Origin of the sequence: Cryobacterium sp. Y29 (assembly GCF_002929825.1) — a bacterium.
Taxonomy (GTDB): Bacteria; Actinomycetota; Actinomycetes; order Actinomycetales; family Microbacteriaceae; genus Cryobacterium.
In genome coordinates, this window is record NZ_PJJN01000026.1 from 47655 (window position 1) to 70742 (window position 23088).

Consider the following 23088-nt stretch of genomic DNA (forward strand, 5'->3'; position numbering starts at 1 on the left):
CCTGGCCGGGCACACCCGGCAGGCTGGTCTCGGCCAGCAAAGAGGCTCGCCAGAAATCGAAGAGGATTTGAGCATGCCAATCACAGCACGCACCACGCGCTCGCACCGCACGGCGGGCACCGTCTTTCTCGCCGGCGCCGTCGCACTCGCCCTCACCGCCTGTGGAGTCACCAGCGCCACGACCACCGAGGCCACCGACGAGGGCCCGATCCAAAACCTACAGGTGATGATTCCCAACGCTCCCGGCAGTGGCTACGATGTCACCGGTCGCGCCGCGGTCAAGGTGATGGACGACCTCGGGCTGGCCTCTGGCACCGAGGTCACCAACCTGGCCGGCGCCGGCGGAACCGTGGGCCTGGCCCGCACTCTCACCGAGACCGGCAACGCCAACTTCATGCTCATGATGGGGCTCGGCGTCGTCGGTGCCGCGTACACCAACGAGGGCGATGCCAAGGTTGCCGACGCGACCCCGATCGCCGGGCTCATCGAAGAAGCCGGCGCCATCTTCGTCGCTGCCAACTCTCCCTACGAGACCATTGACGATCTCGTCACCGCCTGGAAAGCCGACCCGGCTTCCTTCGCCGTCGGCGGCGGCTCCTCCCCGGGAGGCCCTGACCACCTGCTGCCCATGCAACTTGCCGATGCCGTCGGCATCGACCCCACAGCCGTCAACTACGTGCCCTATGACGGCGGCGGCGAACTACTGCCGGCCATTCTCGGCGGCAAGCTGCAGTTCGGTGCCTCCGGCTACGGCGAGTTCCTCGAACACGTGAAGTCGGGCGACCTGCGCGTCCTCGCCGTCACGAGCGAGGAGCGCGTTCCGATCATTGACGCCCCCACCCTCACCGAAGAGGGCATCGACCTGGTCTTCACCAACTGGCGCGGCCTCTTGGCCGCTCCAGGGCTGTCGGATCTGGAAATCGCTCGGCTCGTCGACGCCGTCACGGCCATGCACGACAGCGCAGAGTGGAAGCAGGTTCTGACCGACAACAGCTGGACCGACGCCTTCATCACCGGCGACGACTTCAGCACCTTCCTCACCGAGCAGGACACCCGCGTCGCCGACGTGCTGAAAACTCTGGGCCTGGTCTAACCATGACCGCCCCCAGCACGGCAGCAGCTCCCGGGCTGCGCGCCCGGCTCCAGGGTCGCTCCGAGCTCGGCGTCGCCGCCCTGCTCGCCGTGATCGCGATCGTGATCGCGATCGATACCGCGAACATCCGTGACACCGCCATCAATGCCGGTGTGATGGGACCGCGGGTCGTTCCCACGATCATCGCGATCGGCCTGGGCCTGTGTGCGATCGCCCTGGCGATCTCTGTGCTGAGGGGCGGCCACGCCGAGGCCGAAGACGGTGAGGACATCGACCTCACTCAGAAGGCCCACTGGCCCACCGTCTTCGGCCTCGGCGGCCTGATTCTCGTCTTCGCGCTCTCGATGGACTTTCTCGGATTCGTGATCGGCAGCGCACTGCTGTTCTGCGGATCCGCCCTCCTGCTCGGCTCCCGCCGCTTCGTCTGGGCGCTCGTGATCGGCATTCTTCTCGCCGTTGGCACGTTCTACGGCTTCGTATTAGGCCTCGGCATCAATCTGCCGGCCGGCCTGTTGACGGGAATTCTCTAAATGGACAACCTCGCCCTGCTGATGGAGGGGTTCAGCAACGCGCTGACCCTGCAGAACCTTCTGTTCGCCCTCATCGGTGTGCTGCTCGGCACCGCCGTCGGCGTGTTGCCCGGTATCGGACCGGCCATGACCGTGGCCCTGCTGCTGCCACTCACCTACGCACTTGATGTGACCGGATCGCTGATCATGTTCGCCGGCATCTACTACGGCGGCATGTACGGCGGGTCGACGACATCGATTCTGCTCAACACCCCCGGTGAATCTTCCTCGGTCGTCACAGCGCTCGAGGGTAACAAAATGGCCAAGGCCGGCCGCGGCGCCCAAGCGCTCGCAACGGCGGCGATCGGCTCTTTCGTGGCCGGAACCCTGGCCACGGGTGCCCTCGTCTTCGTCGCCCCGTTCGTGGTGGAGATCGCTATCGGGCTCGGGGCCCCCTCGTACTTCGCGATGATGGTTTTTGCTTTCATCGCGGTGAGCACCGTGCTCGGCTCGAGCCGCATTCGCGGGCTCGCCTCGCTGTTCATCGGCCTCACCATCGGCTTGGTCGGCCTCGACGGCACGACCGGGCAGCCACGACTGACGTTCGGGCAGCCGCTGCTCTCCGGCGGCATCGACGTCGTCGTCATCGCCGTAGCCCTGTTCGCGGTCGGTGAAGCTCTGTGGATTGCTGCGCACCTGCGGCACGGTACCCCCGCGACCATCCCGGTGGGTGTGCCCTGGATGCGCAAGGACGACTGGAAGCGCTCCTGGAAGCCGTGGCTGCGCGGCACGGTCATCGGCTTTCCATTCGGGGCTATCCCGGCCGGCGGCGCCGAGATCCCGACCTTTCTCTCCTATGTGACGGAAAAGAAGCTGTCCAAGCATCCCGAGCAGTTCGGCCACGGCGCCATCGAGGGCGTAGCCGGGCCGGAAGCAGCCAACAACGCCTCGGCCGCCGGAACGCTCGTGCCGCTGCTCACCCTCGGTCTTCCCACCACGGCGACAGCCGCCGTGATGATCCTCGCGTTCAACCAGTACGGCATCCACCCCGGTCCGCTACTGTTCCAGACCGAACCCGTTCTGGTGTGGACGCTGATCGCGAGCCTGTTCATCGGCAACACGCTGCTTCTCGCGCTCAACCTGCCGCTCGCTCCGCTCTGGGCGAAGCTGCTGCGCATTCCACGCCCCTACCTTTACGCCGGGATCCTGTTCTTCGCAACCCTCGGCGCCTACGCGGCGGGAATGCAAACCTTCAACATCGGCATTCTGCTCCTGCTCGGCGCCCTGGGCTACATGGCCAGGCGCTTCGGCTTTCCGGTGCTGCCGATCATCGTCGGCGCCATCCTCGGCCCGGAGATGGAACGTCAGCTGCGCCGCGCGCTGCAGATCAGCGCTGGCGACCCCGCTGCACTCCTGAGCGAACCGGTTGCCGTCGTGGTCTACACCGTGATCGTGCTGTTCCTGGTCGGCCCGCCGCTGGTCAAGGCCCTGCGCCGTCGCTTCGGACGCGGCGGACCTACCGACGGATCCCGTTCCGGCGGCGGGAGCACGGACGACACCGACGGCTACGGCGCCGAGGCAGATGAGACCGTGCAGTTCGATGCCTTCGGAACCCAGACCTCGGACGGAAGTGCCCGGGTGATTCGCGTGGTTCGGCCCAAAGTCGGGCGGCGCGGAAAATAGCACATCGGTTGATGTGAGCTACGCTCGGCGCGGGAGTCGGCATACTGGTGTCATGCCAGCTGCCGCCTCCCGCGCCGATGTCGTGCGCCTGCGCCTCCAGGCCCAGGGGCTGGCCGGGGTTCCGCTCCCCGGTGCGGTCGCCGTCGCCGAGCGGATGCTCGCGGTGCAAGCCCAGGACTACCCTGCGGCGCAGTGGGCCCTGGGGGTGCGCTCCCCCGGCACGACGCTCCCTGACGTGCAGGCCGTCATTTCAGCTGGCGAGATCGTGCGGTCGTGGCCGATGCGGGGCACGTTGCATTTCGTTCCGGCCCGGGAACTGGGCTGGATGCAGAGCCTCACGACACCGCGACTGCTCGCGAAAACCCGCACGATCAACGAGCGACTCGGCCTCGAGCCGGCCGTGCTGGAGCGGGCCCGCGAAGCCGCGATCGCCGCCCTGACCGGACACAAGCAGCTCAGCCGCGCCGATTTCATGGCCATGCTGCACGCGGCGGGTATATCGACAGAGGGCCAACGCGGGTACCATCTGATCGCCCACCTCGCCCTCACCGGAACCCTGTGCTGGGGCCGACAGGTGGGTACCCAGCAGGGTCTCGTGCTGCTCGATGAGTGGGTGCCGAACCCACGCCGGCTCGAGCGCGACGAGGCGCTCGGTGAGTTCGTATACCGTTATTTTCTCGGCCACGGGCCGGCGACCCTGGTCGACTTCGCCTGGTGGTCCCAGCTCACCGTGGCCGACGCCAAAACAGGCTTGACCGTGGCGCGGAACCGTCTGACCGAGATGCAGGTCGACGGTGCTGCCTACTTCCTGGCCGACGCAACAGCGGATGCGCTCCCCGAGCGCACGCGGGTGCTCGCGCTGCCCGGGTTCGACGAGTACCTGCTCGGGTACCGCGATCGCAGCCACGTAATCTCCGCCGACGAACTGGTTCGGGTGGTACCCGGTCTAAACGGCATTTTCCTGCCGCTCGTGGTGACGAATGGCCGCATCGTCGGCACGTGGCGCAAGAAGGTCGCGGCGTGCGGCCTGACCACCGAGGCCGCACTGTTTGAGGACCCGGTCACGGCCGCCGCCCGGACTCGGGCCGCGAAAACGCAGCGGGGCTTGGGCCGGGCCGTGCAGGACTACGCGCGGTTTCTTGGCGTGCCCCTGCGGCAGGCCATGACAGCGGATGCGCCGGTATCCGTTTGACTGACCCGGCCCGGGTTACCCTTGACCAGTGAAACTAACCTCGGCCCTGCGCATCTCCAAACGACTCCCGCTGCTGCAGGTCGTCAAGGTGGCCGTCGCCGTCGCCCTGGCCTGGGTCGTCTCCCAGCTGCTGTTACCGAGCGACCTGCCGATCTTCGCTGCGATCGCTGCCCTGCTCGTGGTGCAGCCGAGCGTCAACCAGACCCTCGGGCGAGCGATCGAACGCACCGCGGGCGTCATCGGCGGTGTCGTCATCGCTTCCACGATCGGTTTCTTCCTCGGCGAGTCCAGCTGGGTCGTGCTCGGCACGATTATGGTCAGCCTGCTCGTTGCCTGGGCACTGCGCCTGTCCCCGTCCTCGGCGAGTCAGATTCCCATCAGCGCCATGCTCGTACTCGCCCTCGGCGCCACGACACCCGGGTACGCCCTCGATCGAATCTTCGAGACGTTCATCGGCGCAGGAATCGCCCTCGTCATCAATGCCCTCATCGTTCCCCCGGTACTGATTGCGCCCGCCCGCGACGCCGTCGGCCTGCTGGCTCGCGAGCTGGCCGACACCTTCGACCGCATTGCCCAGGCGCTGCGCACCCCACAGAGCCCGATCGACCTGATGGAATTGATGATCAAGGCCAGGCTGCTGCGCCCCATGCTCGCGTCGGCGGAGAAGGCCATCGCGCAGGCCGAGGAGAGCCTCATGCTCAACCCGCGCAAAGCCAAGCTGCGAGTGGCCCTCGACTCCGACCACGACATGATCGAGCGACTGCCGACTCTCGTGACCCGCGCAATCGGCATGACTCGTGCACTGCACGACCACTACGACCCATCACTGCAGTTCGAACCCACCGTTCAGGCTTTCTCTCAAGAACTAGCCCGGGCGGCGCACGACCTGGGCCTACTCGCCCGCGCCGACGATGACCGTGCATCTGTACCGGAGCCGGTCGCACCCGACGTGCTGGCCCTGACCGCGCCGCTGCAGATCGTGACGCCGCACCCTGACCACTGGATTCTGATCGGATCACTCATGGAAGACCTGCGCCGGGTGCGCGAGGAGATCGTCGGCGACCGCGCCTGAGCGTCCCTACGCGGTAACGGATGCTGCGCGCACCGTGGATACAGAATCTGTTGAATAGGTGCGCCCCACTTCGGTGCGCTCCCCAGGGATTACAGCACCTTGGAGAGGAAGTCCTGCGTGCGTTCCTGTTGCGGATTACCGAACAGCTCGGCCGGGGTGCCCTCTTCGACGATGACCCCGTCGGCCATGAAGATGACCCGGTCGGCTACTTCGCGGGCGAAACCCATTTCGTGGGTGACGACGACCATGGTCATGCCCTCGGCGGCGAGATCCCGGATGACCTGCAGTACTTCGCCGACCATCTCCGGGTCGAGGGCGCTCGTGGCCTCGTCGAAGAGCATGATGTCGGGGTTCACAGCGAGGGATCGGGCGATGGCGACACGCTGCTTCTGGCCGCCGGAAAGCTGGCCGGGGCGGGCGTCTGCTTTGTCGGCGAGGCCCACTCGGTCGAGCAGTTTCAGGGCGGTGGCGCGGGCATCCGCCTTGGATTCCTTCTTCAACTCAACCGGGGCCAGCATGATGTTCTGGAGCACCGTCATGTGCGGAAACAGGTTGAAGTGCTGAAAAACCATGCCGATGTGCTGCCGCACCTCGTTGAGGTCGACCGTCTTATCACCGAGGTTGAAACCATCGACGATGACCGTTCCGGCGCTGAGCTCGTCGAGCTTGTTCAGGCAGCGCAGAAACGTGGACTTGCCCGAGCCCGACGGACCGATGACACAGACGACCTCGCCCTCGCTGATCTCGACGTCGAGGCCCTTGAGTACCTCGTTGGAGCCAAACGACTTGCGCAGTCCCCGGACGCTGACTTTACTGCCGACGAGACTTGTGCTGCCGGCGCTGTTCTTGCTCATTTGTTGAACCTCTTGTCGAGCTTGTTGGAGAGCATGGTGAGCAGATTGATGACGATGAAGTACAGCGCGGCCACGATCAGCAGGGTCTCACCGGTGCGAAAATTCGCGGCGTAAATCTGCTGGCCCTGGTAGGTGAGCTCGGCGAAACCGATCACCGCCAGGAGAGAGGTGTCCTTCAGTGTCATCACGAACTGGTTGATGAACGACGGCGTCATGATCTTCACGGCCTGCGGGAGCACGACGCGTCGCATCGTCGTGACGTAGCCGAGGCCGAGGCTCCGGCCGGCCTCGGTCTGGCCCGGGTCGACCGACTGGATACCGCCGCGCACGATCTCGGTCATGTAGGCACCGGCATTGAGGCTCAGGGTGAGTACACCGGCGGTGAGCACGTCGATCGACTGCCCGGTGAGCTGCGGCAGGCCGAAGTAGAAGAAGAACGCCTGCACGAGCAGCGGGGTGCCCCGAAAGATACTCACGTAGATGCTCGCCAAGCCGCGCAGCACGCGACTCTCGGAGACCTTGAAGAACCCGAACAGCACGCCGAGCACGAGGGCGACCACGATCGACAGCCCGGTCGCGAGCAGCGTCAAGCCGAGGCCCTTCATGAGGGCCGGCAGGCTGTCGGACAACAGCCCGAAGAAACCGGATGCCGCGACGGGCGCCGGCTGTTCCAGATATGTATCGAGAATGGACTGGTAATCGCCGTTGCTTTTCAGCTCGGCCAGACCGGTGTTGAAGGCAGCCAGCAGCTCGGGGTTCTGGCCCTTGTTGACAGCGAAGCCGTAGGAACTGCCCTGTTCCTTCTCGGTGACCGACTTGAGCCCGTTGTTCTGGTTGATGCCGTAGGCGAGCACCGGGTAATCATCGAAGACGGCGACAGAGTTGCCAGCCTTGACGTCGTCGTACATCGTGGCCGAGTCGGCCAGTGCCTTGACGGTGAAGCCGTACTCGTCTTTGATCGAGTTGGCGAAGGTCTCGCCCTCGCTGCCGCGTTTGGCAACGACGGTTTCACCGGCCAGGTCGGCGTAACCGGTGATTTCAGTGTTGTCCTCGGCGACAGCCATCTGCACACCGGAGTCGAAGTAGGGGTCGGAGAAATCGAACACCAGCTTGCGCTCGTCGGTGATCGACATTCCGGCGATGACGCCGTCCACCTGATTGGACTGCAACGCCTGCAGCGCGGCGTCGAAACCGAGCGACTTGATCTCAACGGTGAAGCCTTGGTTAGCAGCGATGTCACGAATCAAGTCCATGTCGATGCCGGTCAGTTCACCGTCTTCGCGGTACTCAAACGGTGCGAAGGTCGTGTCGGTACCGATAACGTAGGTTTCGCCGGCGACCGCTGTCCGGGGCTGCACGTGGCTGCTCGGCTGGCTCGCGGCCACGGCGCTGACGCCCGCGAACCCGCTGGCGAGGGCCAGCAGCGCCGTGACGGCAACCGAGAGCTTTCTTGCCCGGGACATATTCATTTTGCGCAAAGGAAAACCATTTCTTGTCGTGCGATCTGCTTGGACTGGCGGCCAGAGAGTTGTTTCGCGCCGATCGACGCTGATCTACCCCAGGGCGGTTGCTGCACACCCTGTCGAAACGAGCCTACCGTGGGGTGCACGCCGCACTGATGACCAACGTGAAAGGAGAGCCTATGCGTTTTCGCCAGCTCGAATATTTTGTCGCTGTCGCCCGGGAACGGCACTTCGCTCGTGCAGCCGCCGCGTGCCACGTTTCCCAGCCTGCCCTCTCCGCGGCAATCAACAGATTGGAACAGGAACTCAATGTTTCTTTGATCAATCGTGGCCATACCTTTGAGGGGCTGACGCCGGAGGGCGAACGCTTGGTGATTTGGGCCAAACGAATCCTCGCCGAGCATGACGCTTTCAAGGCGGAGGTGCAGGCCGTCCAGTCCGGAGTGACCGGCGTGTTACGGCTGGGCGTTGTACCGAGTGCCTCAACAACGGTCGCGCTGGTGGTTGCCGCGTTCTGTGCTGCGCATCCGTTGGCCAGGGTTCAAATCACGTCGGGCCTGTCCGCGGTCGAGATTAGCCGGCGATTGCGCAATTTCGAGCTGGATGCCGGCGTCACCTATCTCGATGACGGGCAAGATCCGCGACTCTTCTTCATACCGTTGTATGAGGAACGCTATGTTCTCATCGCCTCCGACGAACTCCTTCCAGAGATTCCAGCGACGATGACCTGGCGTCAGGCGTCTGCGCTCCCGCTCGCTGTCTTGACGACGGAAATGCGCAGCAGACAGGTGATCGACGATGCCTTCAGCCAGAACCGGATTCGGCTGGACCCACAGGTGGAGACGGATTCTATCGCCTCCCTCCACGCACACATGAAGACGGGCCAATGGGCCAGCATCGTGCCACATTCGTGGGTGCAAACCATCACACCGTCATCGCGGACCCGCATTGTGCCACTCGTCGATCCCGTCGCCACCGCGCGCGTCGCTGCGGCCATAAGTCCAGCATCGCCTGGTTCGGTGACCGCACGGGCCTTCGCGGCCGTTGCAGCGCGGCTTTCCCTGGGTGAGCTGTTCGATCGGGGGCTTTCGTCGGTCGCGCCCGCGACGCCACGCGCTGATTGATAATTTCTGGTTATCGACTGGTTGAATTCACGTCTTGGACCGGCGCGGCAAAGCGGTACAGACTGGGGGGAGCGCAGCAGTCGGGCGTGAAACCAGCCAACCGGGTTCTGCTGTTTACGCCGCGCCACCATCGTTTTGTTCGAAAGGCCGTGAGACCCTGTGCGCCCGGTCCTGTTCTACCTGCGCGCACTCGTCAGTGTTCCACCCGCGGTCTCTGATCACTGGCCGGCGCTTCGCGTCGGTCTGGGTGTCACAGTCCCCGTACTGGTCCTGCTGATTTTTGGCCATCCCGAGCTGACCATCTATGCCGTTTTCGGTGCTTTCACGGGCATGTACGGCCGTGGTGAAACCCATCAGCTGCGGTTGGTGCACCAGGCCCAGGCCGCGGCGTTATTGCTGACCGGGGTGACTGTCGGTGTGGCTCTGTCCATCACCCACGTTCAAGCCTGGGGGCTGGTCTGTATCGAGGCGCTCCTGGCCGGACTTGGTTCATTCGTAGCCGACAAAATAAAGCTCAGACCCGCCGGGCCATTCTTCGGCATTTTCGCGTTGGGAGCCTGCGCGTCGATCCCCACGGTCATCCCACTGTGGACGGCCGCGCTCATTTGCGCCGCGTCCGCTCTGTTTTCCCTGCTGGTCGGGTTCACCGGCTGGTTGGGAAACCGCACCTGGGATTCCACGGCGAGACGCACTACCGAACCTCGCTCCGGACCCTGGCTTCCCAAGGCGGGCGTGCACGCCACTCGTTATATCGTCGCCGTTGCAGCCGCCGGCGCTCTCGGACTCCTACTGGGAATCGGCCACGCCTATTGGGCTATGGCCGCTGCGGCCGTTCCCCTCGCCGGTGCCGATCTTCCCAGCCGGGTGCAGCGAGGCATCCATCGCGTACTCGGGACCTACGCCGGCCTGGGCGTGACGGCTGGTGTGCTGCTCCTGAATCCCGGCACGACCGTGCTGGTTATCCTCGTCATGGCCCTGCAGTTCCCGGCGGAACTATTCATGGTGCGCCATTACGGTCTCGCCCTCATTTTTTTCACGCCCGTGATACTGCTCATGACCCAACTCGCCAGCCCGGTCGACCCGAGGTCCCTGCTCGCTGACCGCGGTTTGGAAACCCTCATTGGTGCCATGGTTGGGATCACCGTCGTTCTGCTGATCCGCGACCGTCTCCCCCGAAGCAGCATGACACTCTCGGAAAACCCCGCAGCTTGACCAGTCAGCGCGGCGCAAGCTGCGTGCCGCTCACGACCTCGAAGCGGCGGGTCCCAGTGCAGCCACAACTCATCCGCTGAACTGGAGTCCGATCAAGGGCGAGCGGTCGCCGCCGTTGCCTCGACCCAGAGCGTCTCAAGAACAGACTGGACAGCACCCGCGGTCGCAGCGCGATACCCGGTGCCGGCCCAGAGGGCGAGCCCGTCGGCGTCACCGCGGCGGGCAGCATCCGCTCGAAGACCCTTGGTGAGGTGATGCACCTGGGGGTACTCACTCGGTGCGGTAGCGCCGTGGTTGATGATGAAGGCGTTCAGCAAGGCGCGCGCCGGACGGCCCGAGAAAGCACGGGTGATTACCGTCTCGGTGAATCGCGACTGGACCAGCGCGTCTTTGTGGGCCTGGGTCGCCCCCGATTCGTCGGTGCGCAGAACGGCCGTGCCCAGCTGAACGGCCTCGGCACCGGTCGCCAGCAACGCGGCGATCTGCTCCCCCGAGTGGATGCCGCCCGCCGCGATCAGGGGCAGTGTCACCTCCGCACGAATCGCGGTCACCAGCGCGCCCAATGCCAGGGTGCCCGGTTCGTCTTGCGTCTGGAAGGTCGCCCGGTGTCCGCCGGCTTCCGGGCCCTGCACGCAGAGTGCGTCGACTCCACGCTCGACCGCTTGCAGAGCTTCCGGGACCGAGGTGACCGTGGCGACCAGGTACGACCCGGCCGTATGCATCCGTGCCACCACATCGGCGGGAGGCAGTCCGAAGGTGAAAGAGACCACCGAAACCTGGTGCTCGATGACCACGGCCACCTTCTCGGTGAACCCATCGTCGTCCTCGGCGACAATCTCGGAAAACACAGTTGTGTACTCGTCTGCCAGTGCGTCTCGATAGGCCAGAACGGCGGCCCGGTCGGTCAGGGGCGGCTGCGGTACGAACAGGTTGACGCCGAAGGCATTCTCGGTGCGTCGCTGCACCTCGATGACCTGCTCGGCCAGCGCCTGCGGGGTTTTGTAGCCGCCCGCCAGAAAACCGAGACTGCCAGCGTCACTTGCCGCGACTACGAGGTTGGGCGTTGAGGCGCCGCCGGCCATGGGGGCCGCGAGAATCGGAATCTTCAGTTCGTTCAGGGTGAACACGGCAATCTCCTCGTTTGATTAGACCATTGTTCTAGTGACTGGAACCGTGATCTCAAGCTCATTTCGCACGGTCTTAGGCACGTTGCGCACCGGGATTAGTGTTCGGGCGTCGTTTCACCCTAGCCCCGCAATACTGTCTCCGGCATACTAACGAGAGCGAGCCTCGACGTCAGGAGACCTTATGTCATTTCAGGCTTACCTCACCGCGATCGAAGAAAAGACCGGGTTCACGCCGCGCGCGCTGGTCGCCCTCGCGCACGAACGCGGTCTCGACGAACCAACGACGAAGGCCGGCGTCATCGTCGACTGGCTCAAGGCCGACTACGGGCTGGGTCGCGGCCACGCCATGGCCCTGGTCTATGTCATCAAGAATGGTGCCACGATCAGCGAAAAACATGTCGGCACAGATGGCGTACACCGCGACGAGACTGTCGAGCTGTGGCTTGATGGCAAGGACACCCGCCCGGTCTGAACTTCGGCACACGCAGCGCGGCGCAGTTCGCGACCAGCGCGTCACGAAGGGAATGACATTCGTTTCTGTCTCAGCCAGGAGTCGTGGATTCTTAACGACACAGGGCCCCACCGAGGTGAGGCCCTGACCGACAAAATACCGGTTACGCGTTGAGCGCAGCCTGCAGTTCGAGCGTGATGGTGACCTTGTCGCCCAGCAGCATGCCGCCGGTTTCGAGGGCGGCGTTGTAGGTGAGGCCGAAGTCTTCGCGGTTGACTTCGGTCTTGGCTGTGGCACCGAACTTGTAGTTTCCGTAGGGGTCGCCGCCGAAGCCGCCGAACTCGAGCTCGAAGGTGGCCGGCTTGGTGACGCCCTTGATGGTGATGTTGCCGTCGACGAGGTAGTCGCCCTTGACTTCGCGCACACCGGTCGAGGCGAAGTCGATGGTCGGGTACGTCTCGGCGTCGAAGAAGTCCCCGGTGCGCAGGTGACCGTCGCGGCTTGGCTCGTTGGTGTTGATGGAGACGACCTTAGCCGAGGCGGTGACGCTCGTCTCGAGCGGGTTTTCGCCGGTCACGAAGGTGGCGTCGAAGTCTTCGAAGGTGCCCTTGACCTTGCTGATGACAATGTGGCGAATGCTGAAGCTCACCGAGCTGTGGGTCTTGTCGATGGTCCAGGTTCCGGCCTTGAAGCCGGGGATGCTCGTTGCGGTGCTCTCGCTCATAGAAAATCTCCTCAAGTGTGTGGGCCCAGGAATTGTCGCCCTCAGATACATGCAAGTGCATAGAACTCGGTCGTATTCCCGGGAAGACAAGAATTTATCTTCCCCACATTGGGTATTAGGACGAAGCCTGTATGCAGGCCGACCGAATACACTCAGCGTGTCACGGGGTTCTGCGTGTTTATCGGGAGGTAGCTGTGCGCATAGGTCATTCCCGCAGGATAGCCCCGAGCCTGATGGGGGTCGCTGGTGAGGGCATCCTGATTGCCGCCGGAGGCCGCGCCATTTTGCTGCAGCTGGCCAATCCGGCCATCGGCCACGGCGTCGCCGATCACAGTCATTTCGCCGATCGCCCGCTCGATCGGCTGAACGGCACGCTCAGCTACGTCTACGCCATAGTCTTCGGCGATGCGGAACTGGCCGCCACCATGGCGGCGCGGGTCAACCACGCTCACGGTCCCGTGCATTCAAGCGGCACGACACCCGGGTACAACGCATTCACCCCCGAGCTCCAGCTCTGGGTCGCCGCGACGCTGTACGAATCGGCCACGCACCTGCACGGCCTGCTCTTCGGTGCGCTCGACGACCAGGCGGCCGATGAGGTCTACCGCGAATACTCTCGCCTCGGCACAGCGCTGCAGGTACCGCCCGGGCTGTGGCCGACCGACCGCGCGGCGTTTCGACTGTATTGGAACGAGCAGCTCGCCCTGTTGACAACGGATGCCGCCACCCGCGCCGTCGCGCACGAACTGTTGCATTCGCGCACCGCACCGCTCTGGTATCGCGCTGCCTTGCCCGTGGCCCGCCTGCTGACCGCCGGCTTGCTGCCTCCGCACGTTCGGGCGCTCTTCGACCTACCGTGGTCGACGCGGCACCGGCGATGCTTTGACCTGGTGCTGGGCGGTATCCGCCTGGTGTATCCGCGGCTGCCGCGCCGGGTGCGACATTGGCCGAAGAACCACTACCTGCGCGTGCTGCGCAAATCCATGCTGAGCAAATCCGCGCTGAGCGGATCCACACCGCCCGCGTCGGTGCCGCCCACATCGACGCCGGTAGCCTGAGGGTCCCATGACGCAGCCACAGACGCCCCACCCCGGACTCGACGGCGTTGATCGCCAGATCATCGCCGAGCTCAGCCGGGACGCCAGACTCTCCATTCGCCAGCTGGCCCTGCAGGTGCACATCTCCCGCACCGCCGCACACACCCGGGTGCAGAAGCTCATCAGCCATAGCGTGATCACCGGTTTCGGCGCCCAGACCAACCGCAAGGCCCTCGGCCTCAATGTGTCGGCTCTCGTCATCGTGAAGATCGCTGACGTGGCCTGGGGTGATATCGCCGCACAGCTGGCCGAGCTCCCTTTCGTCGAGAAGGCGCAGGCGGTGAGTGGGGACATCGACATTATTCTCACCGTGAGCGCTCCCGACCACGAACAGCTCAGCCAGGCCATTCTTCGCGACATCCACAGCATGCCCGGGGTGATCTCGACCCGGTCGCATCTCATCCTCGACGAGATCGTCGGGCACGCGCCCGGAACTACCCCGGACGCTTGGCACTGAAACACACGTCAGTAATGCCGTTTGGTTGCTGTCGTGCATGTGCACGGCCAATCGTTCACAACTGCAAAAAAGCTGGGTGCGGGCTGGCGTAAAGGCGCACCATTGCCTCATGAGCCTCAATGTCGAGAACCCGAGCATGACCACCGTGCTGCCGGCCCCACCCCTGCGTTTGATCGACGACCTCGGCCGCATGGTTCCGCAAAACGAGACCGGCGGATTCACCCTTCCGGTCGTGGACACCCTGCTCAGCCTGTATCGGCAGATGGTCATCGCCCGCCGTTTCGATGCACAGGTCACCGCCCTCACCCGGCAGGGTCGCCTCGCCACGTACCCCTCCGCGCTCGGCCAGGAAGCGTGTGAAATCGCCGCGGTTGCCGCGCTCGACCCGCAGGACTGGCTGTTTCCGACCTACCGCGACAGTATCGCGCTGCTCACCCGGGGCGTCGAGCCGAAAGATATCCTCGCCTCATTTCGCGGTGACTGGCACAGCGGCTACGACTATCACACGCACCGCATCGCCCCGCAAGCTACCCCGCTGGCCACTCAGGCGCTCCACGCCGTCGGTCTGGCTACCGCAGCGAAGCTCAAGCGCCACAACACCGTGGCGCTGACCCTGCTCGGTGACGGCGCCACGAGCGAGGGTGACGCCCACGAGGCGTTCAATTTCGCGGCCGTCTGGCAGGCCCCCGTCGTCTTCGTCGTGCAGAACAACCAGTTCGCCATCAGCGTGCCCCTCGACAAGCAGATGGCCTGCCGCACCATCGCCGACAAGGCGATCGGCTACGGCATGCCCGGCTATTACGTCGACGGCAACGACGTTGCGGCCATGTACGTCGTCATCTCGGCGGCCATGGACCGCGCTCGCAGCGGCGGTGGCCCGACCCTGATCGAGGGCCTCACCTACCGCATCGAAGCACACACCAACTCGGATGACCCCACGCGCTACCGAAAAGCGGCCGACGTCGACCTGTGGCGCCACCGAGACCCGATCGAACGTCTGGAAAAATACCTCGTCGCGCAGGGCGCCCTGACCGATGAGGTGCGTGCTTCGATTCTGGCGGCCGCCGAGGAGCTCGCCACCACGACGCGGGACTGCATGACCGAGCAGGCGGTCGTCGACCCGCTGGAACTGTTCGAGCACGTCTACTCCACCCCGCGCACCGCCCTGGCGGAGCAACGCGCCTTTCTGGCGGCCGAACTCGACGGCGACGCTGTGGCATCCGTCATTGCTCGTGAAAAGAGCACCCGATGAGCCCACAGCAGCCCCTGCAGACCGGCATCGCGGTGCGCGCGCCAGAAAACCTCACCATGGCCGCCGCGCTCAACGCCGCCATTCACGATGCCATGGTCGATGATCCGACGGTCGTTCTGTTCGGCGAAGACGTCGGCCCGCTCGGCGGCGTCTTTCGAGTCACCGACGGGCTCTACGCCGAATTTGGCGAAACCCGGGTGAGCGACTCACCACTGGCCGAAGCCGGCATCGTCGGAACCGCGATCGGCATGGCCATGTACGGCCTGCGCCCCGTCGTGGAGATGCAGTTCGACGCGTTCAGCTACCCGGCGTTTCAACAGATCGTGTCGCACGTGGCCAAGATGCGCAATCGCACGCGCGGCAAAATTCAGCTGCCCATCGTCATCCGCATTCCCTACGCCGGCGACATCGGCGGGGTCGAACACCACTCCGATTCTTCCGAAGCCTACTGGACGGCGACTCCCGGGCTCACCGTGGTGAGCCCGTCGAACCCGGCCGACGCCTATTCCATGCTGCGGGGCGCTATAGCAAGCGACGACCCGGTCATTTTCATGGAACCGAAGAGCCGGTACTGGAGCAAGGCTTCCGTGGCCTTGCCGGTGCAGACCGAGCCGCTGAACCGGGCGGTCGTGCTGCGCGCCGGCACCGACGTCACGCTCATCGCCTACGGGCCGACCGTGAAGACCGCACTCGCCACGGCCGAACAGGGCGCGGCTGAGGGGCTCTCGATCGAGGTCATCGATCTGCGTTCGCTGTCGCCTTTCGACGACGAGACGGTGGGGGCATCCGTTCGCAAGACCGGCCGCGCTGCCATCGTGCACGAAGCCGCCCAGTTCGGCGGCTATGGCGCCGAGGTCGCCGCTCGCCTGACCGAACGCAATTTCTTCTATTTGGCCGCACCCATTCTGCGCGTCACCGGTTTCGACATCCCCTACCCGTCACCCAAACTCGAGGAGTACTACTTGCCGACCCCCGACCGTATTCTTGCCGCACTGTCGACCTGGGAGTGGTCCTGATGGGCCGCGAATTTCTGCTGCCCGACCTCGGCGAGGGCCTCACCGAGGCCGAGATCGTGGCGTGGCTGGTCGCTCCCGGCGACACGATTGTCATTGATCAGGCCGTGGTCGAGGTCGAATCGGCGAAGTCGATCGTGGAACTGCCATCACCATACGGCGGTGTCGTGGCCAGCCTGTTCGGTGAGCCAGGGCAGATCATCCACGCCGGGCAGGTGTTACTGACCGTGGCTGACGCCGCCGCGACTGTGGACGTTCCGGTTGCCGCAGCGACCGCCGCCACCCCGTCCGAAGGCTCCGGCGCCGTCCTGGTCGGCTACGGCACGACGGAGAGCACCCGGCCGGCCCGCACCGTGGCCGCCGGCCGGTTCGGCCGCACGGGTACGCCGAGCGATACCCGCGTTTTTCCAGCGGATGCCGCGGCTTTGCCCGCGCCAACCCTTCCGGCGGCCGCGGCGCGGACTACGCCCACGGCATCCGTCAGGACCGACGTGCCGGACCCGGCCCGCCGCTCCCCCGTCGTCTCGCCGATCGTGCGTCAACTCGCCCGCGACAACGGCTTCGACGCGAGCACGCTCGTTGGCACCGGGCCGAACAACCTGGTGCTGCGCACAGACGTCGACGACTATATCCGCGAACTGGCTGCCCACCCGACGCCTGCCCGCGCGACACCTGCCCGCGCGACACCTGCCCGCAACGCCGCCCAACCGGCCGATGTGAGTGCCGACATCCGCATTCCCATCACCGGCCTGCGCAAGGCCGTCTCCGCGCGGTTGACGACGTCGCGGCGGGAGATTCCCGAGGCGACGATCTGGCTCGACGTCGACGCAACGGCATTGTTCACCGCCCGCGATCAGTTGCTGGCAGTGACCGGGGAGCGGTTCAGCGTGACGGCGCTCATCGCGCGTTTCGTCGTCGCCGGGTTGCGACAGTTTCCGCTGCTCAACTCCTCGGTCGACACCGCAAGCCAGGAGATTTTGCAACACGGCGCGGTGAACCTCGGCATTGCTGCGCAAACCTCGCGCGGGCTGATGGTTCCGGTGATCCACGGCGCGCACGCTATGAGTACACGGCAGTTGCGCGATTCCGTTGCCGAGCTCGTGGCGCACGCGCCAGACGGCACGTTCCCGCCGAGCATGCTCACCGGCGGAACGTTCACCCTGAACAACTTCGGGTCGCTCGGTGTCGACGGTTCGGCGGCGATCATCAACCACCCGGAGGCGGCGATCCTCGGCATCGGCCGCATGATCGAGCGAGCGTGGGTGGTCGACCACGCACTCACGGTGCGCACCGTCGTTGAACTGTCGATGGTGTTCGATCACCGCGTCTGCGACGGCACAACCGCGGCCGGGTTTCTCACCTATGTGGCGCGCTGCATCGAAAACCCGGTCAGTCTGCTGGCCGACCTGTAGTTCCACAGGGAAAAACAGGATATTTTTGCGATACTGACAGGCGCCAGAGGCGTTTGTGGTGGCCAGCTGCCCGCGAACCAGGGTGGCACGCACACTGGTGTGCTCGCATCCGGAACACGTGAGGATGTAGACGGGAAGAGAGTTGCGCTCGGCGTGGGCCGGATTCGGGCTGAGTCGGGCCTGGGAATGGCAGAAGGGGCACGTGAGTGTCAAGCGATCTCCGAGTGCGCCGTTGTGTGGGGCACGCTCTCAGTGTGCCGCCTGCATCGTCGGTCATCCAGGGCCATAGGTCCCGTACCGCTACAGGATCAGCCGGGGGGTGCGTTAGCGTGGTCGGATGAGGGGAATGCGCGGCGGTTGGCGACTGCCTGAATTGCGGCATGCGCTCGGACCGTTCGTGCTTCCGGTGGGTGTCGGGATCGTGACGACCGCGCTGTACACCGTGTTCTCGTACCTGCAGTGGCGCAGTTTCGCCGCACCATCCTGGGACCTCGGAATCTTCACGCAGCTGGCCCGGCAGTACGCGGCAGTTGAGGCGCCCATTGTCACGATCAAGGGCGAGAGTTTCAACCTGCTCGGTGACCACTTTCATCCGCTTCTGGCGGTGCTCGGCCCGATTTTCGCGATCTTTCCGCACGCTTTCACCCTGTTGGTGGTGCAGAATGCGATGTTGGGGATCGCCGCAGCCGCCCTGGCCTACGCCGCCATTCGACTGCTGGGGTCGCGCACCGGCACTCTGTTCGGGTTGGCGTTTGCGTTCAGCTTTGGTCTGCAGGCCGCGGTCGCGGCGCAGTTCCACGAGATCGCTTTTGCCGTGCCGTTGCTGGCGCTGTCTTTGACCGCCTTTCTTGGGCAAAAGTGGGTAACCTGCCTGCTCTGGGCGATGCCGCTCGTGTTCGTCAAGGAAGACCTCGGACTGACCGTGGCGGCGCTGGGCATCGTACTGGCCGTGCGCAGCCGGAATCCGCTCGGAGTGTGGTTGGCGGTCTGGGGCGTGGGCTGGTTCGCTCTGGCCAGCCTGGTCATCCTGCCGCTGCTCAACCCGAATGGGGCCTGGGCCTATTCGAGCAGCATCGACCTGCTCAAAATTATGGGTGACCCGGCGGCACTGTTTCAGCCTCAGAAGGGCGTGACTCTTGCGCTGCTCCTCGTGGCCGGCGGCGTTATCGCGGTGCGGTCGCCGCTCGCGCTCGTGCTGTTGCCGACCCTCGCCTGGCGGTTTCTGTCCGATAATTCGGGCTATTGGGGGCCGACCTGGCAGTACAGCGCCGTGCTCATGCCGATCGTTTTCGCCGCCGCCCTCGACGGCATCGCGCTCGCGCGCAGCAGCCGGCGCCGTTGGCTGCGCGGTTACGGGCGGCAGGCGGCATCCGTTTCGATTGTCGCCGCGCTCGTGCTCGCCACGACGCTGCCCTTGTTCACACTGACGGATATGGCGGGCAATATATCAACGGATCGCACCATCGCTGCGTCCGCTGCTCTGCGGGTCGTGCCCGACGGCGCCCGGGTCGAATCAGACATTGGGCTGATGAACTATCTCGTGGAACGCACGGATGTCTTCTGGCTCGGCAACACGAACCCCCTGCCGGACTATCTCGTGATCGACCTTGCAGCCGGAGGTCTGCCCGCCGAGTGGACGTCGGCGCAGGTCGTGGGTGAGGCACTGCACCCCGGGGTGGCATTCACAACGATCTATTCCGCCGGAGGTTACGAGGTGGCCCGGATCGGCGGCCAGGAAGCTTCTCACCAGAGCGGGTAACGGATTGCTTCACGGAAGGGCTAGCGCTTTCGACGGGCGAGGAACGCATCCATTCTGGTGAATTTTGCCTCGGACTCGAACAGGATCGACTGGGCGACGTTATCGACGAGCGGATGCGCGGCCCGCGGAGCGTGGAAGACCTCCTTGGCCAGCCGGGTCGCCAGCGGGTCCTGGGCGGCGATCCGGTCGGCCAGTGCGTGAGCGGCGGCGAGCAGGTCATCGGGGTCGTGTACCTCGGTGACCAGGTGTACCGCGAGGCATTCGGAGGCGCTCAGGATGCGCCCGGCCAATATGATCTCCTTGGCCACTGGCTCGCCGACGAGCTCGGCCAGGCGCCAAAGCGCACCGGCGGCGGGCAGGATTCCGAGCGCTGTCTCCGGGTTGCCGAGCCGGGCACTCGTTGAGGCGATGCGAAAGTCGGCCGCGTAGGCGAGTTCGGCTCCGCCGCCGAGCGCCCAGCCGTCGATCGCGGCGATCACGGGCATCGGCAGCTGTGCGATGCGCGAGAACAGGGCAGAGTTGATTCCACGCAGCGCATCGTCGCGACGACGTTCGCGCAGCTCGGAGATGTCAGCGCCCGAGGCAAAAACACCATTCGCGCCGCTGATAATGAGGATCCGCGGCTGCTGCTCGAGTTCGGCGCACACGGCGTGCAGCTCGTCGATCATGGTCTGGTCGATGGCATTGCGCACGTCGGGCCGGTCGAGCTGAACATGCACCCGGTCGACGCGGCGTTCAATCGTGAGGGTGGTGGTCATTGTGGGACATCTCCCTTGAGGTCGACACGTCGGTCGTGGCTGGAATCGGGGTCAGTCGTGCCGGCGGGGAACACCCGCTTGTAGCTGCGGCCGTCCGGCAGGGTCACCGTGCGGCTGACCAGGGTGCCGCGACGTACCTGCAGGTAGATGGCCTGGGCACTCACCCCACGTTCAGCTGCCGCCTCGGCGACCGATAGACCGGGGAGGTCGGTGGGTACACTGCTCGGCCGCACGGAGCGTTTGCGGCCAGCTTCAAGGCGGGCGCTGATCTCATCGTCGGTGCCGCCCCAACGCCATCTGGCCGCCGGAGGTTTGAGCCCGGTGGCATCGGCGACCTGCTCCCACGACGTGTCGGCGGCGAGCGCAGCGCGCACCGCGACGAGCGTTGCCGGGTCCTGATCGAGGGAGGCCTGCAGCGAGCGGATGGCGCGCAGCCGGTCCAAAGGCGAGCTGCCGGCATCCGTGTGCAGCGCCAGGAGCCGCTCGAGCGCGGCGGCTGTCGTCGGTGCTAAAAACGATCCCATGCCTGATCCTCATCACATCTGCTGCAACCGATGTCAGCAGACCCATCTTGCCAGACCAGATCCGTCGCCAGCGCAGCCCAGCCCAGCCCAGCCCAGCCCAGCCCAGCCCAGCCCAGCCCAGCCCAGCCCAGCCCAGCCCAGCCCAGCCCAGCCCAGCCCAGCCCAGCCCAGCCCAGCCCAGCCCAGCCCAGCCCAGCCCAGCCCAGCCCAGCCCAGCCCAGCCCAGCCCAGCCCAGCCCAGCCCAGCCCAGCCCAGCCCAGCCCAGCCCAGCCCAGCCCAGCCCAGCCCAGCCCAGCCCAGCCCAGCCCAGCCCAGCCCAGCCCAGCCCAGCCCAGCCCAGCCCAGCCCAGCCCAGCCCAGCCCAGCCCAGCCCAGCCCAGCCCAGCCCAGCCCAGCCCAGCCCAGCCCAGCCCAGCCCAGCCCAGCCCAGCCCAGCCCAGCCCAGCCCAGCCCAGCCCAGCCCAGCCCAGCCCAGCCCAGCCCAGCCCAGCCCAGCCCAGCCCAGCCCAGCCCAGCCCAGCCCAGCCGAGACCAGCCCAGACCAGTCCAGTCCAGTCAGGCCAACACGACGACGGAGTGCGGAGCCAGCTGCAGGGCATCGGGCAGCCGACCCTGCACAGCATCGGGACCGGTCGCGAAAGACAACACCACCTCTCCCCCACTGGCCGGCACGTGTACCGACCCCTCGCCGAAGTTGATCAAAATTTGTGTGCCGCCACGGCGCAGCCGCAACCATCCGTCGGCAGCATCGAACTCCACGGCAATCTGGTCGAACCGTGGATCCGTGACGTCGGGATGCGAACGGCGAAGCACCGCGAGGTCACGATAAAACCCGAGCAGCCGACCATGCTCGGTCTTGCTCATTTCACTCCAGTTGAGTTTGGAACGCTCGAACGTGGCCGGGTTCTGCGGGTCGGGAACGATCTGCGGATCCCAACCCATCCGGGCGAACTCGTTGATACGCCCGGTGGCTGTTGCTGTGCCGAGCTCGGGCTCGGGATGCGACGTAAAGAACTGCCACGGCGTTGTCGCACCCCATTCCTCCCCCATGAACAGCATCGGCGTGTACGGCCCGAGCAGGGTCAGCGCCGCCGCTATGGCGAGTTGACCCACATCCAGCTGGGCGCTGAGACGGTCGCCGATGGCCCGATTGCCGATCTGGTCGTGATTCTGGGACGCGACGACCAGTCGCCAGGTGGGCATCCGTTCGCGATCGATGCGGCGGCCGTGGGTGCGTTCGCGAAAACTCGAGTACGTGCCGTCGTGAAAGAATCCGTGGGTGATCACCTTGGCGAGGGCATCAAGCGGCTCAAAGTCGGCGTAATACCCGGCGGTTTCCCCGGTGAGGGCCACGTGCACGGCGTGGTGGAAGTCGTCACTCCACTGGGCGTCCAGGCCGTAACCGTTGGCCTGTCGCGGCGTGATGAGGCGCGGATCGTTGAGGTCGGATTCGGCGATCAGGGTGAGCGGACGCCCGATCGCGGCGCTGAGCGCGCCGACTTCGATGGCGAGTTGCTCGAGCAGGTGGGTGGCGCTCGTGTCGCGCAGCGCGTGGACTGCGTCGAGTCGCAGGCCGTCGACGTGGTAATCGCCGAGCCACATCAGGGCATTATCCAGAATATAGCGGCGCACCGGGTCGGAGTGCGGCCCGTCGAGGTTGAGCGAGGAACCCCAAGTGTTTTCTGCCACCTCGCTCAGATAGGGACCGAACCGGGGCAGATAGTTGCCGCTCGGACCGAGGTGGTTGTAAACGACATCCTGAATCACGCCGATGCCATGCCGGTGGCAGGCATCGACGAAACTCTGGTACGCGGCCGGGCCGCCGTAGCCCTCGTGCACGGCATACCAGAGCACACCGTCGTAACCCCAGTTGTGCGTTCCGTTGAACGCGTTCACCGGCAACAGTTCAACAAAGTCGACACCGATCGATTTCAGGTGATCGAGGCGGCTCGCTGCCGCTTCGAACGTGCCCTCGGGAGTGAAGGTTCCCACGTGCAGCTCGTAGATGATGGCGCCGGCGAGTTGGCGACCGGTCCAGTCGGTGTCCTGCCAGATATGTTCGGCGGAGTCGAAGGTGCGCGACAGGGCGTGAACCCCACCGGGCTGACGCCGCGCGCGCGGGTCTGCGAACGGCCCACTCCCGTCGACAATGAACCCATAGTCGATTCCGCCGGCACCAGCAGGGGGAACGGATGCCAGTAGCTCCCACCACCCGTCATCGCGCGCCGTCAGCTCGAGCCTGCGCGGCCCGAGCTGCACCTGCACGACGTGCGCGTCGGGTGCCCAGACCTCAAATTTCTGATCGTTCATG

General features: G+C 65.4%; 22 protein-coding genes. 14 read left to right on the forward strand and 8 right to left on the reverse strand.

Annotation, left to right across the window (positions count from 1 at the left end):
* Window positions 1–73: 73 nt before the first annotated feature.
* From CXY74_RS02990 to CXY74_RS03010, 5 genes are read left to right on the forward strand one after another with little or no spacing between them, the layout of a single operon-like run.
* On the forward strand, window positions 74–1093 hold the full coding sequence (locus CXY74_RS02990; protein WP_104199061.1) for a tripartite tricarboxylate transporter substrate binding protein: 1020 nt from the start codon (window positions 74–76) through the stop codon (window positions 1091–1093).
* 2 nt (window positions 1094–1095) lie between these two features.
* Window positions 1096–1623, forward strand: a complete 528-nt coding sequence (locus CXY74_RS02995) for a tripartite tricarboxylate transporter TctB family protein (protein WP_104199062.1) — start codon at window positions 1096–1098, stop codon at window positions 1621–1623.
* Window positions 1624–3285: a tripartite tricarboxylate transporter permease gene (locus CXY74_RS03000; protein ID WP_104199063.1), complete on the forward strand. Its 1662-nt coding sequence runs from the start codon at window positions 1624–1626 to the stop codon at window positions 3283–3285.
* Between the two features lie 52 nt (window positions 3286–3337).
* Complete coding sequence (locus tag CXY74_RS03005; protein ID WP_104199064.1) at window positions 3338–4477, forward strand: winged helix DNA-binding domain-containing protein; 1140 nt, start codon at window positions 3338–3340, stop codon at window positions 4475–4477.
* A gap of 28 nt (window positions 4478–4505) precedes the next feature.
* Window positions 4506–5549: an aromatic acid exporter family protein gene (locus tag CXY74_RS03010; protein ID WP_104199065.1), complete on the forward strand. Its 1044-nt coding sequence runs from the start codon at window positions 4506–4508 to the stop codon at window positions 5547–5549.
* Between the two features lie 89 nt (window positions 5550–5638).
* Here CXY74_RS03010 and CXY74_RS03015 read toward each other — a convergent pair whose 3' ends face one another.
* Complete coding sequence (locus CXY74_RS03015) at window positions 5639–6403, reverse strand: amino acid ABC transporter ATP-binding protein (protein ID WP_104199066.1); 765 nt, start codon at window positions 6401–6403, stop codon at window positions 5639–5641.
* Complete coding sequence (locus CXY74_RS03020; RefSeq protein WP_104199067.1) at window positions 6400–7866, reverse strand: amino acid ABC transporter substrate-binding protein/permease; 1467 nt, start codon at window positions 7864–7866, stop codon at window positions 6400–6402. The genes CXY74_RS03015 and CXY74_RS03020 overlap by 4 nt, the downstream gene beginning before the upstream one ends.
* 179 nt (window positions 7867–8045) lie before the next feature.
* Here CXY74_RS03020 and CXY74_RS03025 point away from each other — a divergent pair, with 179 nt between their 5' ends.
* Together CXY74_RS03025 and CXY74_RS03030 are read left to right on the forward strand one after the other, a co-directional pair.
* Window positions 8046–8990 carry a LysR family transcriptional regulator gene (locus CXY74_RS03025; protein ID WP_104199068.1) on the forward strand — a complete coding sequence of 315 codons (945 nt, stop codon included), beginning with the start codon at window positions 8046–8048 and terminating at the stop codon, window positions 8988–8990.
* 159 nt (window positions 8991–9149) lie between these two features.
* Entirely contained in the window at window positions 9150–10202 is a 1053-nt protein-coding gene (locus CXY74_RS03030) for an FUSC family protein (protein ID WP_104199069.1), read from the forward strand.
* 92 nt (window positions 10203–10294) lie between these two features.
* Here the strand turns inward: CXY74_RS03030 and CXY74_RS03035 are convergent, their stop codons facing one another.
* The gene (locus tag CXY74_RS03035; protein WP_104199070.1) at window positions 10295–11329 is read right to left on the reverse strand and encodes a nitronate monooxygenase family protein; all 1035 of its coding nucleotides are present in this window, start codon (window positions 11327–11329) and stop codon (window positions 10295–10297) included.
* 181 nt (window positions 11330–11510) lie between these two features.
* Here CXY74_RS03035 and CXY74_RS03040 point away from each other — a divergent pair, with 181 nt between their 5' ends.
* Window positions 11511–11801: a DUF4287 domain-containing protein gene (locus CXY74_RS03040; RefSeq protein WP_104199071.1), complete on the forward strand. Its 291-nt coding sequence runs from the start codon at window positions 11511–11513 to the stop codon at window positions 11799–11801.
* Window positions 11802–11943: 142 nt separating this feature from the next.
* On the opposite strand, the gene CXY74_RS03045 is transcribed toward CXY74_RS03040, so the two are convergent.
* Entirely contained in the window at window positions 11944–12504 is a 561-nt protein-coding gene (locus tag CXY74_RS03045) for a YceI family protein (RefSeq protein ID WP_104199072.1), read from the reverse strand.
* Between the two features lie 233 nt (window positions 12505–12737).
* Between CXY74_RS03045 and CXY74_RS03050 the strand changes: the two genes are divergently transcribed.
* The 6 genes from CXY74_RS03050 to CXY74_RS03075 all read left to right on the forward strand — a co-directional run bounded on the left by CXY74_RS03050 (window position 12738) and on the right by CXY74_RS03075 (window position 19494).
* The gene (locus tag CXY74_RS03050) at window positions 12738–13562 is read left to right on the forward strand and encodes an oxygenase MpaB family protein (RefSeq protein ID WP_104199073.1); all 825 of its coding nucleotides are present in this window, start codon (window positions 12738–12740) and stop codon (window positions 13560–13562) included.
* A 7-nt stretch (window positions 13563–13569) separates the two neighbouring features.
* Entirely contained in the window at window positions 13570–14058 is a 489-nt protein-coding gene (locus CXY74_RS03055) for an Lrp/AsnC family transcriptional regulator (protein ID WP_104199074.1), read from the forward strand.
* Window positions 14059–14167: 109 nt separating this feature from the next.
* Window positions 14168–15310: a pyruvate dehydrogenase (acetyl-transferring) E1 component subunit alpha gene (gene pdhA / locus CXY74_RS03060; RefSeq protein WP_233193183.1), complete on the forward strand. Its 1143-nt coding sequence runs from the start codon at window positions 14168–14170 to the stop codon at window positions 15308–15310.
* Entirely contained in the window at window positions 15307–16326 is a 1020-nt protein-coding gene (locus CXY74_RS03065; protein WP_104199075.1) for an alpha-ketoacid dehydrogenase subunit beta, read from the forward strand. Before pdhA ends, CXY74_RS03065 begins: the two co-directional genes overlap by 4 nt.
* Entirely contained in the window at window positions 16326–17735 is a 1410-nt protein-coding gene (locus CXY74_RS03070) for a dihydrolipoamide acetyltransferase family protein (RefSeq protein ID WP_104199076.1), read from the forward strand. Before CXY74_RS03065 ends, CXY74_RS03070 begins: the two co-directional genes overlap by 1 nt.
* Window positions 17736–18072: 337 nt before the next feature.
* Window positions 18073–19494, forward strand: coding sequence for a DUF2079 domain-containing protein (locus tag CXY74_RS03075; RefSeq protein ID WP_104199077.1), 1422 nt, complete (start codon window positions 18073–18075; stop codon window positions 19492–19494).
* Between the two features lie 20 nt (window positions 19495–19514).
* On the opposite strand, the gene CXY74_RS03080 is transcribed toward CXY74_RS03075, so the two are convergent.
* From CXY74_RS03080 to treZ, 4 genes are read right to left on the reverse strand one after another with little or no spacing between them, the layout of a single operon-like run.
* A complete protein-coding gene (locus CXY74_RS03080; RefSeq protein ID WP_104199078.1) occupies window positions 19515–20252 on the reverse strand; it encodes an enoyl-CoA hydratase/isomerase family protein in 738 nt (245 codons plus the stop codon).
* The gene (locus CXY74_RS03085; RefSeq protein WP_104199079.1) at window positions 20249–20776 is read right to left on the reverse strand and encodes a hypothetical protein; all 528 of its coding nucleotides are present in this window, start codon (window positions 20774–20776) and stop codon (window positions 20249–20251) included. Before CXY74_RS03085 ends, CXY74_RS03080 begins: the two co-directional genes overlap by 4 nt.
* A 33-nt stretch (window positions 20777–20809) precedes the next feature.
* Window positions 20810–21376, reverse strand: coding sequence for a hypothetical protein (locus CXY74_RS03090; protein ID WP_104199080.1), 567 nt, complete (start codon window positions 21374–21376; stop codon window positions 20810–20812).
* Window positions 21333–23087, reverse strand: coding sequence for a malto-oligosyltrehalose trehalohydrolase (gene treZ, locus CXY74_RS03095; RefSeq protein ID WP_104199081.1), 1755 nt, complete (start codon window positions 23085–23087; stop codon window positions 21333–21335). Before treZ ends, CXY74_RS03090 begins: the two co-directional genes overlap by 44 nt.
* Between the last annotated feature and the right edge of the window lies 1 nt (window position 23088).